Annotated in this window: 13 protein-coding genes; 7 read left to right on the plus strand and 6 right to left on the minus strand. The window is 48.8% G+C overall.

The annotated features are described in order from the left end of the window. The first annotated feature begins 2 nt into the window (after positions 1–2). On the plus strand, positions 3–1,673 hold the full coding sequence (locus MTBMA_RS06085; RefSeq protein WP_013296058.1) for a pseudomurein-binding repeat-containing protein: 1,671 nt from the start codon (positions 3–5) through the stop codon (positions 1,671–1,673). A 219-nt stretch (positions 1,674–1,892) separates the two neighbouring features. Here the strand turns inward: MTBMA_RS06085 and MTBMA_RS06090 are convergent, their stop codons facing one another. From MTBMA_RS06090 to MTBMA_RS06105, 4 genes are all read right to left on the minus strand, one after another. Continuing rightward, positions 1,893–2,477 carry a succinylglutamate desuccinylase/aspartoacylase domain-containing protein gene (locus MTBMA_RS06090; protein WP_013296059.1) on the minus strand — a complete coding sequence of 195 codons (585 nt, stop codon included), beginning with the start codon at positions 2,475–2,477 and terminating at the stop codon, positions 1,893–1,895. A 342-nt stretch (positions 2,478–2,819) separates the two neighbouring features. Further along, positions 2,820–3,998, minus strand: a complete 1,179-nt coding sequence (locus tag MTBMA_RS06095) for a GMC family oxidoreductase N-terminal domain-containing protein (protein WP_013296060.1) — start codon at positions 3,996–3,998, stop codon at positions 2,820–2,822. A gap of 43 nt (positions 3,999–4,041) precedes the next feature. Beyond that, positions 4,042–4,428 carry a 4Fe-4S binding protein gene (locus tag MTBMA_RS06100; RefSeq protein WP_013296061.1) on the minus strand — a complete coding sequence of 129 codons (387 nt, stop codon included), beginning with the start codon at positions 4,426–4,428 and terminating at the stop codon, positions 4,042–4,044. Next, entirely contained in the window at positions 4,425–5,972 is a 1,548-nt protein-coding gene (locus tag MTBMA_RS06105; RefSeq protein WP_013296062.1) for a homocysteine biosynthesis protein, read from the minus strand. Before MTBMA_RS06105 ends, MTBMA_RS06100 begins: the two co-directional genes overlap by 4 nt. Before the next feature lie 222 nt (positions 5,973–6,194). Between MTBMA_RS06105 and MTBMA_RS06110 the strand changes: the two genes are divergently transcribed. The 4 genes from MTBMA_RS06110 to MTBMA_RS06125 all read left to right on the plus strand — a co-directional run bounded on the left by MTBMA_RS06110 (position 6,195) and on the right by MTBMA_RS06125 (position 9,651). After that, positions 6,195–7,559, plus strand: coding sequence for a TldD/PmbA family protein (locus tag MTBMA_RS06110; RefSeq protein ID WP_013296063.1), 1,365 nt, complete (start codon positions 6,195–6,197; stop codon positions 7,557–7,559). Further along, positions 7,556–8,134, plus strand: coding sequence for a TIGR00296 family protein (locus MTBMA_RS06115; protein ID WP_013296064.1), 579 nt, complete (start codon positions 7,556–7,558; stop codon positions 8,132–8,134). The genes MTBMA_RS06110 and MTBMA_RS06115 overlap by 4 nt, the downstream gene beginning before the upstream one ends. A gap of 76 nt (positions 8,135–8,210) precedes the next feature. Next, positions 8,211–9,221 carry an NOG1 family protein gene (locus tag MTBMA_RS06120; RefSeq protein WP_013296065.1) on the plus strand — a complete coding sequence of 337 codons (1,011 nt, stop codon included), beginning with the start codon at positions 8,211–8,213 and terminating at the stop codon, positions 9,219–9,221. After that, positions 9,184–9,651 carry an Hsp20/alpha crystallin family protein gene (locus MTBMA_RS06125; RefSeq protein WP_238523355.1) on the plus strand — a complete coding sequence of 156 codons (468 nt, stop codon included), beginning with the start codon at positions 9,184–9,186 and terminating at the stop codon, positions 9,649–9,651. The genes MTBMA_RS06120 and MTBMA_RS06125 overlap by 38 nt, the downstream gene beginning before the upstream one ends. Positions 9,652–9,740: 89 nt before the next feature. Here the strand turns inward: MTBMA_RS06125 and MTBMA_RS06130 are convergent, their stop codons facing one another. Beyond that, positions 9,741–10,745, minus strand: a complete 1,005-nt coding sequence (locus MTBMA_RS06130) for an SIS domain-containing protein (protein WP_013296067.1) — start codon at positions 10,743–10,745, stop codon at positions 9,741–9,743. Position 10,746: 1 nt separating this feature from the next. Then, the gene (locus MTBMA_RS06135; RefSeq protein ID WP_013296068.1) at positions 10,747–11,304 is read right to left on the minus strand and encodes a thiamine-phosphate synthase family protein; all 558 of its coding nucleotides are present in this window, start codon (positions 11,302–11,304) and stop codon (positions 10,747–10,749) included. Positions 11,305–11,385: 81 nt separating this feature from the next. On the opposite strand from MTBMA_RS06135, the gene MTBMA_RS06140 reads away from it, so the two are divergent. Beyond that, complete coding sequence (locus MTBMA_RS06140) at positions 11,386–11,847, plus strand: DUF2124 family protein (protein ID WP_013296069.1); 462 nt, start codon at positions 11,386–11,388, stop codon at positions 11,845–11,847. An 11-nt stretch (positions 11,848–11,858) separates the two neighbouring features. After that, positions 11,859–12,530, plus strand: coding sequence for a DUF447 domain-containing protein (locus MTBMA_RS06145; protein WP_013296070.1), 672 nt, complete (start codon positions 11,859–11,861; stop codon positions 12,528–12,530). The last annotated feature ends 21 nt before the right edge of the window (positions 12,531–12,551 follow it).

Raw genomic sequence — 12,551 nt, forward strand, 5'->3', positions numbered from 1 at the left:
GCATGAGAGAGATTAATGTATCTGTACTGGTCATCATGTTCCTGTTTCTTGTATCGCCGGCAGCCGGTGCTGTTTTTGTAACCGATTCATCCCATACCATTATAACGGCACCTGCGGCAGCCCATACAAAAAGTGGTCTTGTGGTGAGCAGTTACACTCCAGAGAAGTCCGTCCTCAAGTATGTTAAGGGGATGGACACAGTTGTTGTTGGTGATGTTAAGGTTAATGGGACCCGTATCCCTGCAAGGACATCCTCACTTGCACGTTACTGGAGCAGGAGCAACGTGGTTGTCCTTGGAACCGGGTCAGATATCTCAGCAGCATATGCTGCAATAAAAAATGATGCCCCCCTCCTTATAAGTGGAAAGACGCTGCCATCAGCCACAAAAACAGAGATAAAGCGTTTGAAGCCCAAGAAGATAATCATATGCGCCCCTGCATCAGCCATACCCTCATCATCACTGAAGGGCCTTGGCATACCCTACCAGAGGGTGTGGTATGGCAGTGATTCAGCCACACTGAGCGCCCTCCAGCCAAAATCGGGACCTGTTATCATGGCACCCAGGTCGCTTCTCCCCGTGGCGATGACACTCTGGAGATCAGGCGTATTCTCCACATCCACATCAGTCAGAGTCAATGGAACCGTTCTCTGGTCATCATGCTATCCAACCACATCTGTTATAATGAACCGCTACGCTTCAGGTACGCCAGAGACCATATACTTGAGTTCAGACAGGTTGAATGGTGTTAATGGAAGAACACTCATGGAATCCATAAAGGCAGAGATAGCAGGGTCAGCCAGGGTTATAATAGATGAGAGGTCACCGGCCCCCGGGGAAGCCGACCGTGCCATTAAGAATGCCCCCCCAGGATCCCTTGCTGTTTACATAGCAGCCGCATGTCCCGGGACGATGTACAGTACCATCTCAGGAATAAAATCAGGTTACCTCAGATCATACGCCTCCAGTCTCGACGGGGTGGCCTATGTGAACTACGGTAGCCTCAACCTTGAGAAGACCAGCTACCTATCCAGGGCCTGGGATGATAACTTCTCAAATGTCTACTTTGCAGGGATCAATAAACCCTCAGAGTACCTCAGGAGTGCAGGTATTCTCCTCCTGGAACCAAAGGTTTTACCCCAGAGCCAGCAGGTCCACTTCACAGCAATGAATCTCATCGACTACGCCTACTCTGCAGATGGCGAGCACCTTAGGGCCGTCAATTCATCAGTTTACATCGCAAGGCATGAGATCGATCCAACCACACTCTCAGCAGATGCCCGCCGTATAGTCAGTGGTAACACAACCGAAATGGCTAGGGAGGAGTGGGTCTACCTTGCATCCCAGTACATAGCAGGGCTTCCCATCAGAAAGAACACAACTGCAATATCCGGCGCCAGTTCATCAAGCAACACCTATACAGGGACACTCACAAGGGCCGAATACCGTGACGCCGCAAGGAGGGTCTATGAATTCGCAAAGACCAACAGGAGGCTTCCAGCCTATGTCTCAGTGGGTGATAAGAAGCTTGGGAGGGACGAGTACACACTGATGTTTGCACAGATAATTCAGAACCACACAGATAAGAGCAAGATGGTGTTCCCATCATCTGTTAAGGTGGGTGAAAGCCTCATTGACACTGTGGTCCAGTTCATAAAGGACCTCATAACATAGATGTGTCAAAAATCTCTTTTTTAATTTAATATACCTCTTCATCTCTTTTAATTTGATATGTTTTTCTGCAAAAAACGAATACAGATAATGTTCCATTAAAAAGGAAGGAATAGGTTTATTCCCTAGATGCCTTTGTACTAAGACTTCGGCTCTGGAAGTTCCCGATAATTACCTCTTTCAGAAGCCCTTGAACACCGATATTTTCCCTGCATGACCTCATCAGATGATGCCGTTGTACTTCAGGAAGGCTATCATCTGGGTGTAGGATTTTGTAACACTCCCCGATGCAACCGAACCATGGGGGGACCGGACCTCAGCTGTAACTGCAGGGATACCTGCAAGGTTGCAGACATCCTCAAGGGCTCCTGGATAATCCTTACCTGCCACCTGTGATGGTATGAGGGCTGATCCGCTGTAACGGCTCATATAGGATGCCATCCTGTAGCTCTCATAGGTGGGTATCCTTGTGCAGAGAATCGATGTTTTCCCGGGCACTCCACCAGGCCTTGTTGAGTGGAAGTCCCCCACGGCACACACACCCCTTGAAGCAGCCAGCTGAACTATTCTGTTGGATGGTGTGCCCCTCACATTTGCAATGCTGTTGGGGTTCTTACCATTCCAGTACCTGTAACTCCTGGCAGTGGATGATGGTATGAGGAACGGTACAACGTAGACCGTCCCCTTTATCCTTTTACCTGAAAGATAATTTATGAGTTTAACAGCGGCAATTGAAGCTGGAAGTTCATTTCCGTGGACCCCTGCGACTATTATAACCTTTCTGTCACCATTACCAAATGTGAACATTGGAGTGCCCTTTTTTGCAGCCTGAAAAACCTCTGATGTTACCGATGTGTGGGGGGAGTAGTGCCTGATGTAATAGTTCTTTGATACATCCCCCCTGTACCAGTATAGATAATCTCAGTTTTGAGTGCCGAAGCCACGGGTACAGATGAAAGGAAAAGTGCTACTGTAATAAGAATCGTTAGAAACTTCAACTGTGCTTTTCTCATAATCCTCACCTGCCATATCTATATTCAGCATCATATATTGGTTTTTGGTTCCAGGAAAGGACTTGAAAATTCTGTCTCCTCCATCACATCCAGAGAGCATTGAAATGATGGCTGCTATTAAAAAAGGTTGAAAATGTTATATATCAGATGTCAGATGCCTTGCGAGGCGCCTTGCAAGTGCCATGAGGGTGAGGATTGGTGGAGCCCCTGGTGCCTCAGGCAGGACACTTGCATCGGCCACAAAGAGGCCCTGAATGGATGTTTCAAGGTTCGCGTCTACAACATCCCCTATTGCAGCTGTGCCCCCGGGGTGGGCTCCACGGGGGCGTGTGGATCGTAGGGTATCCGCCCTTACACCTGCCTCAGATAGAACCGCCCCTGCAAGGGCAGCGCCCTCAGCGAGATACCTCACATCCCTCTGGGTGTGGTGCTTCACAACCCTATTAGCCTCCACACGGCCGCAGGCCTCATCCCTTATCTTGACCATGAGCCCCAGGACGTCACTCCTATTCCTCTCAGGAAAGAGGAGAGTTGAGAAGTGGGGTGAAAGTATGAAGCCGTCCATTTCAATGAGGGCATTCATCTGGACCTCATCACAGAACCCGATCCCATCAAGTATGCCCCCCACCGTAACGAAGGTGTCCATGAAGAACTTTCTCCCTGCATCAATACCTGCCCTCATCAGGATTCTTGGGGTTTCAACTGCCCCTGCTGCCAGGACAACGGTTTCATCATGGAAACTGCCTGCTGATGTTTCAAGACCCCTGACCTTCCCCCCTTCCAGAATCAGATCCCTTGCCTCTGTCTCCTTAACCAGCACCGCGCCGTGTTCAATGGCCTCATCCATGAATTCCCTGGCAGACCATTTGGCACTCCTGGGGCAGCCAAAGGAGCATTTACCGCATGGTCTGCATTTTTCGGGTCTTATGAACTTCGGCATCCTCCTTATTTCAAGCCCAAGGGACTCTGCCGCATCCATGATGAGTGCAGTCCCCCTCCCGATGTGTGTATCCGGGAGTTCCCGCACATCAAGTTCCCTCTCAATGGCATCAAGATCATCTGTTATATCAACACCATAATCCTTCAGCGTGTCCTCAAGGACTCTAACGGCATTACCCGCTGCCACGAGGGTTGATCCACCCACACAGCTTGTTTTAAGGATGTCAGGGTCGTCTGAACTTTCATCATAGCACAGAAATGCATCCCTGTCCTGAACGTAGGGGCCCCTTTCTATTACGGTAACATCAAATCCTCCCACTGCAAGTTCCCTTGCAAGGGTTGCCCCTGAGGCCCCGGAACCGACTATGAGAACCATCAATTCACCTCTTTTTCTCAGGATCTGAAAACCGGATCTGGTTTCATTCAAATAGCATTATGGCCCCTGTAGGGCATGAGTTCACACAGAAGCTGCATCCTATGCACTTCTGGTCGTCAATCCTGATCTCCCAGTCATCCTCGATGCATATGGCGCTCACAGGACAGAGCGAGACGCAGGCTCCACAGTCCACGCACTTCTCCCTGTCCTTCTTTACCACCCTCATTGCAGGGTGAACCTCAATTCCAGCGTCCTCGATGAAGTCTATTCCCTCCTTCTCCTCCGGACCGCTTATCTCAACAAGCATCTTACCCCCACGTGGGGTGATGTTGGCACGGAGTATGTTGAAATCAATGTCGTACCTCTTTATTGCCTCTGAGATTATGGATTTATTAACGATATTAGGTGAGAATTTAAGCCAGGCCTTCATATTGACTCTCCCCTATTCTCCAGTTTTCCTATCAGCCTTGAAATATCCTCTGCTGTGATTATACCCTTCACCCGGTTTTCCTCATCCACTATCGGTAAACCTGATATGTTATATTTATCTATACGTCTTGCAACAACGTCAACGGGTTCATTTTCCCGTGCTACGATTACTCTGCGGGTCATTACATCCTTCAGACTTTTCTTGCCCCTTGCAACTGCATCTGCGATGTCCCATGATGTCACAATACCCCTGAGGATGCCCTGGCTGTCAACAACAGGTATATGGTTTATGTTGTTATCAACCATCTTCCTCGCCACCTCCCTGAGGTCGTCATCCTCGTGGGTTATTATGACGGGTTTGCTCTCGAGTTCCCTCACCATGATGGAGGGCCTTCGTATTTCAAGTGGCTTTGTGGAATGGCCCCTTGATGGTAGGGGTTTTAGGGGTTCTGTGAGGAGGAAATCTCCCCCTTCAATCCATGATTTCAGTTCCACTGCAATCTCCGTCGCCTTTTTAAGTGATGAAAGTGGAGACGTTGGGACCTCAACACCATTTATTTCAATTTTACCTGATTTGAGCTCCTTATAGTTTGTTTCCATGATAACTGGTCTTGATCTTCTTGGAACACCGTAGTCTATCACCCTGCAGACTATTTCCTCATCTGATATTCCTGTTGCAGCTGCTATATCCTCATTGAGCACTGGTATGGGTATTCCCGCCCCAACATAGAGTGTGGGGCCATACCTTGGCATGGTCGCCCCCCTCACGTATTGGGGATCCATCTCCTTCATATCACCCCTGACCATGAGGGTCCCTGCGGCTGAAACAGGAACACCATTCTTTCTATCCACATCCGTTGAGTGCTGTGTTCCCTCCCCGATTATATAGCCCTCTGAACCGCAGAGGAATATCTTTGTGCCCACCCCTATCGTCTGGAAGTAGGGGTCGTTGAGGAGGGGGCTCAGTTCCCCTGCACTTGAATATGTCACATTACCGTAATTTGGAAGGAGTGTTCCCATGTAGGTGTAGAGGGTCTCCTGGGTTGAATTGACGGCAACTGCATAGTTCTGGTAGCAGTTTCTGGGGTTTACCATCACCGCCTGGTTTATTGTATCAAGACTTATGAGGGTCTCCACGCTCTTTAATGGGTAGCAGTCTGTACCGTAGGCCTCTGCAACCAGTTCTATCTCCTTTCCCCTTATGAGGTCCTCTATAACATGTGAACCTCCATAGCTGAGGCCTATCTCAGGGTCCCTGTTTGGTTGTGTTGCCCCTATGTAGGCGTCCACAGCTGCAAGCCCTGAATATGCTTCCACACCATTCAGGTACGTTTTCGACATCTTTATTGGTGGATCAGAGTGTCCGAAGTTGAGGAAAGCTCCTGATGAACACATAGCACCAAATGTACCGGTTGTAACAACATCAACTTCTCTTGCAGCAGCTTCTGGTCCGGTTTCAGCCACAATTGCTGTCATCTCAGCTGCAGTTACGACGACAGCATCCCCATCCCTGATCTTCTGGTTTATTTCTTCAATTGTTTTCAATATACCACATCCGGTGCTATCTGTAAAATGAACTGATTAGTTGGTATATGGGTGTTCATTTAAATAATTTATCTAATCCACTGAATCCCACCATCTGAAGATTTGCCTACCTACAGTAGCATTCTACAAACCTTAATGATACCATCCAACTAAACATGCAAAAGAATCATAAGGCTCCACTTACAGATAAACCTAAAGAAACTTCTTGAAGGCTGATGGGAAATGGATATCGATATGGATCATCTGGAGAGGGTAATCAGCAGTATAGCTGAAAAGGTAGAATACGCAGATTTAAGGGCAGGGACCTCATCTTCAGGTTCAATTATACTCAAGGACGGCAAAATACAGGAGGTCAAGTCAGGAGAGGCTGCAGGTTTCAGAGTAAGGGTGCTTAAAAAGGGTTCATGGGGATTCGCCTTCACCGATGAACCAGAAGAGCTGGAGGGAATGGCACTCCATGCTGTTAAGATGGCTGAATCCCTCAGGGGCGATGTTGAGGTTGGTTCACTGCAGCCCCAACACGATAAGACCTCAGTTAAATCATCAAGGACCCCCTCAGATGTTCCAGCAGATGAGAAACGGGAGCTTGTATTTGAGGCTCACCATGCGGCATCGGTTGATGGAGTTGTGAGCACCACCGTGAGTTACGTTGATATGGAGAGTTCAACCGTTTTCCTCAACTCTGAGGGATCCTTCATAGAGATGAACGATTCAAAGGTTGCCCTCTTCCTCAATGCCGTTGCATCCGACGGTACAGGCATCCAGTTTGGCCATGGCAGCTGCGGCGGCACAGGAGGATTTGAGATACTTGAAAGGGAGGACATCGAAGAATTCGGGCGCATAGCAGGTGAGAAGGCGGTGAGACTCCTATCAGCAGATTCACCCCCATCAGGTCGCTTCCATGTAATAACAGACCCTGAACTTACAGGTGTCTTCATACATGAGGCCCTGGGGCATGCCGCAGAGGCTGACCTCATACTTCAGGGTGACTCAATCCTTGAGGGAAGGCTCGGTGAGAGGATCGCCTCAGAGTCTGTGACCATAGTCGATGATCCAACCATTGATGGTTTTGGTAGTTACAGCTACGATGCAGAGGGTGTGGAGGCATCAAGGACTGTTCTTGTGGAGGATGGAGCTCTCAGATCACTTCTGAATTCCAGGGAAACGGCCTTCAAGCTTGGGCTTGAACCATCAGGAAACGCACGTTCAGCCATAGGGGACCAGCCCATTGTCAGGATGAGCAACACATTCCTTGAACCGGGAGACCTATCATTTGATGAACTCGTTGAGGATGTGCGTGATGGCATCTACCTCAGGGGTTCAAGGGGAGGTCAGGTTGATACAGGTAAGGGTATATTCCAGTTCAATGCGGCTGAATCATTCAGGATAAGGGATGGTGAGATATGTGAGCCCCTCAGGGATGTTTCACTTTCAGGGAACGTTCTTGAGACCCTCATGAACGTTGATGGTGTTGGGTCAGACTTCAAGCTTGGGATTGGCTTCTGCGGTAAATCAGGACAGAGCGTCCCTGTGGGTGATGGGGGGCCCCATGTGAGGATACTGAATGCAATGGTTGGTGGAACATGAAATCCATATCAAGAGAGGAGGGAAGGCTTCTTATTGAAACTGCAAGGAGTGCTATTGAGGAGCACCTGCGTGGCTCCGAAACATTCAGATTACCAGGAGATCTTCCTGATAAATTCAGGGAGAACAGGGGTGTATTCGTTACACTGGAGAAGAATGGTGAGCTCAGGGGATGCATAGGTTACCCTGAACCGGTAAGGCCCCTCATAGATGCTCTCATCGACGCCGCCATATCAGCGGCCACACGTGACCCCAGGTTCCCGCCTGTTGAACCTGATGAACTTGATGAGATAGAGGTTGAGGTCAGCGTCCTCACACCACCCACCCCCATCAGGGTTGAGAATCCTTCTGATTATCCCCAGAGAATAAGGGTTGGTGTTGATGGCCTCATCGTTGAGAGGGGATGGGCCAGGGGCCTTCTACTGCCACAGGTTGCAACAGAGTGGGGATGGGATGCTGAGGAGTTCCTCTGCAACACCTGTATGAAGGCCGGACTCCCCCCTGACTGCTTCTATGACCCCCAGACAAGGGTTTACAGGTTCCAGGCCCAGATATTCAGTGAAAGGGACTACAGATAAAACTCAGAATCATACCTTTGAGGTTCACCACACATAAATACATATCCAAAGTTATTAATAGAGAAGAGTGATTTTCATGATAATACCAACAGTTCCAACAGCAGATGAACTCCTTGATAAGGGGTTCAGGAGGGCCAGAAAGGCCGCATCCCTCAAAAGGAGTTCAAAGATCCCTGGACAGAGGAAGGCCAAGATAATTGAATCCACGCGCATCCAGACAGCATGCCATGTTATAGGGGACCGTCTGAAGATGATCATCCAGCGCATACCTGATATAGAGTCACTGCCAGAGTTCTATCAGGACTACATCGATGTAACCGTGGGTGTGGATGACCTCAAAAAGTCCCTCGGCGCGCTTAACTGGGCTGTCGGAATACTCAATCAGCTTGAATCCGATTACATGAAAAAAATCAAACGTTCAAAGCCATCAGATGCATCAAATCTGAGAAGGGAGGCCTTCGGGAGGATATCATCAGTTGTGAGAAGAATTGAAGGGGACCTTGACTTCCTTGACTTTGCAAAGAACAAACTCAGGAACATGCCAACCGTGGATTTCGATGCATTCACGGTTGTTATAGCGGGCTTCCCAAATGTGGGAAAATCCACACTCCTCAGGACACTGACAGGTGCAGAACCAGAGGTTGCTGATTACCCCTTCACCACCAAGGGTATACAGATAGGCCACCTTGAACGTAAATGGAGGAAAATTCAGGTAATAGATACTCCAGGTCTCCTTGACCGGCCGGTTGAGGATATGAACAACATCGAACTCCAGGCCATGGTTGCCCTTGAGAACATAGCCGATGTCATACTCTTCATATTTGACGCCTCAGAGACCTGCGGATACACGCTCGAAAACCAGTACAGCCTCTACCTGGGCATAAAGGGTGTCTTTGACACCCCAATCATCACGGTTTTCAACAAGATGGACCTTGCAGAAAATGTTAAGTATCTGGAAGAATATATTAATATGGTTGAGGAACCACTGATGGTGTCTGCATTCCAGGGCAGAGGGGTCTCCGAGATAGTGAAAAAACTGGAGGGTTTATATGAAAAAGAAACTGGAAAAACCCATGACAATGTTTGAGAAGAGAAGGCTGATGGCCGAGAAGATGATGGAAGATATGATAAAGAACATGAGGGAGATGCAGAAGGAGTTCGAGAAGAAGATATCAGAGTACACCGAGAACATACCTGAAAAACTGAACATGGACGTCATAGAAACAGATGATCAGATAATCATAAAGACGGATCTTCCCGGTGTTAAGAAGGAAGATATAAACATAGAACTCACAGAGAATACCATATCCATATCTGCAGTCTTTGAAGAGGAAGTCGAGGTCCAGGAGGCCAATTTCGTCAAAAAGGAAAGGAAATACGGTGAGGCAAGAAGGGAGATGAGGCTCCCTGAAAAGATAAAGGTCGAGGAGGCCAGGGCCAAATTTGAAAATGGTGTCCTTACAGTTGAACTCCCAAAGGTGGAAGTCAAAAAGAAACAGGTCCTCAAGGTGGAATGAACCACCCCATTATTTTTTTGTTGTAAGAGAACCCCAGATTAAAACAATTTCACCGCCAAACTAATCTGTACCGAACAAAAGAGGGATTTTTAGTATCTGACCTTGCCAATATGCCTCGTGCTTCCAGGATCCTCACCATTGAAGTGCGCGAGGTAGTATACGAACCACTCAAGGGGAACCGCAAGCACAAATGGTGAGAGCAGTGAATTGAGGTCAGAGTAATCAGACATCCTGAATACTATATTCCGGGTTTCAAGACTCTCACAGAACCTCAGGGCCCTCTCTGTAAGCTCATCACCCGGAAAGCCTGACTCAAGGAATATCACCGGCACCCCCTTCTCCACCCTCTCAATGAGACCATGCCTGAATTCGCCTGAATACAGGGGACAGGCATGTTTCAGGGCGCCCTCCATGAGCATGGTCATGGCAAGCTTGTATGCCAGTCCATAGTTTGGACCGCTACCCATACAGTAGAATATATCCTCCCCTGCATGCTCCTCTGCAAGACCTCTGCAGTCATCCTCTGTGTCACTCAGGAGCCTCCCGATCTCATCAGGTAGCTCCTCCAGTTCTGAGAGCATCCCATCAGATACCTCATCGGTGTGCATACCAAAGAGTATCATGTAGAGGGCCAGGAGCTGTGTCATGTAGGTCTTGGTGCCAAGTATGGCCTCCTCCCTGCCACAGCGAGTTATTATGGTGCTCCGGGACTCAGAGGCCATGGTGCTTTCAGGCTCGTTTGTGATCGTCACCGTTTTAAGTCCAAGGTCAGTGGCCCTCCTGAGTGCTGCGAGGGTATCTGCCGTCTCCCCGGACTGGGAGGTGAATATAACCACAGAGTCCCCTTCCTCAATCTTTCTGTGGTAGTAGAATTCATAGCCGGTCATGACATCAATGTTAAGTTCATAGTTCATTGCAACTGCGTCCCTTGCACTGTAGCATGTGGATAGTGAACTTCCACATCCAACAAGGTATATTCGTCTGCAGTCAGCAATATCATTTGATATCTGGGACATTCTGTCCCCTTCAGCTTTAAGGGTCCTTTTAAGTGATTCTGGCTGTTCCATTAGTTCTTTGTACATCCGGTACTTCATTTCATCTCCCCAAAAGTTTTTCATAATCCTCAGCTATTCTAAGGGCCGCCTCTGCAACTTCAACTGCGTCCTCCCCGGTGAGTACGATCATTGGTTCCTTGCCCCATGCACCTCTGTGGTATATGACATCAGGAGTTGATTCTGAATTTCTTATGGCCTCCTCAACACCCCAGGGTATGGTGCCGCCCTCAACCTCCCGCACCTCTGGGGGTTCCCGGCTACGGTCATATGATGAGACCACCATTCCATGGTCCCCACAGATATCAATTATACTCTCATCAAATTTAATATTAAGTGCGCTTCTCTTCCAGGGAAAGTGCCTGTTGAGGGCTATTATAAAACGGGCCATGTGGGACGATGCCCCGAACTCAGGCTCCCTGCATGCGAAGGCCCTCCCACGGAACTCTGTGATTCGGCCGGGTACCGCCACAACATCCTCGATGCCACGGGGGTTTTCCCGTGCCATTACCAGGTTGGACCTCACCTCGGGTATGAGAACCCCAAAGCATTCAGAGGATGATAGCATATCAAGGGCCATCTTAACGTTCTCTATTTCCATGATATCACTCAAAGAGAATATTCCAGTAAAATAGTTATAGGGAGACCATTAATTTATAACTATAAGTTTTGAGGTGTCAGTATGGAGAAGGTGAAGGAATTCAGGGGTATAAAGGAACATCTCGGTGTATTCCGGGAGGCTGTTAAGGATGCTGAGAGGATAGGCTTTGCAGGTGTACCCGGGGTCTGCACACCCTTTGCCCAGCTATTTGCATACGCCTCAAGGGACAAGGATAACATATTTATACCCAACACGGACCTTGAAAGGGCAAGAACACTGGAGTTAACAGAGTACGGTGTTGAGCTTGGTGAAATGAAATCCGGAAAGGTTGATGTCCTGGTGCTGCTGGGGGGACTCTCAATGCCCGGTATAGGTTCAGATATTGAGGACGTTAAAGGGCTCGCCGATGAGGCCCTTGTTGAGGGCGGGATGCTCATGGGGCTCTGCTACATGGACATGTTTGCAAGGGCCGGATGGTACGACCTCCTGGACTTTGACTGTGTCATAAACGCAGATATAGAGGGTTTCGTCCTCAGAAGGTGATATTTATCGATTTGAATAGAAAAAATGAAGATGATGGGGTATCTGAGGGCACAGGGTACACCCAGGAATCCACTCTGACGGCCTTAGATATGGTCCCTGGACAGCTATATGAGACCATGGTTGTAACATGGGATGAATCAATGAGGGGAAATGCTGCCCCCATTGGGGTCCTCTGCACCGGTGAGCGGAGTGTGACCCTCTACCTCTATCCTGGAACCCACACACTTGAGAATATACTCAGAAACAGAAAATTCACGGTGAACGTGACCCTGGATCCCCTCATCTTCACCGAGGCCACCCTGGGTGAGCTCGGCGATGAGATGTTCTCATCCCACCGGGGATACCTTCACCTCCAGGGCGCCGATGCATTCTTCACCGCAGAGGTTGACTCCGTTAAGAAGGTGGTGAGGACTGACCGGTACGGTGAGACAGAGATCCACATCGTGAATGCCAGGACCCCTGAGATTTTCAGGGGTGAAGATTTCAGGATCGTCCTCAACAGGGGAATATACGCTGTTATAGAGTCACTTATAAATTACACCCGGGCCGGCTTCATGGACCCCCAGGACCTGATGAACAGGATCCGTGAAATGAACCGGGTTGCAAGAAAGGTCGGGGGACCCCGTGAACGGGAGGCCATGAAAAGGATAATAAGGGAACTTGAATCAAAGGGGTTTAAGTGATCAGCCTCTGATACCTTCAGA

It is taken from the genome of Methanothermobacter marburgensis str. Marburg (assembly GCF_000145295.1).
Classification (GTDB): Archaea; Methanobacteriota; Methanobacteria; order Methanobacteriales; family Methanothermobacteraceae; genus Methanothermobacter; species Methanothermobacter marburgensis.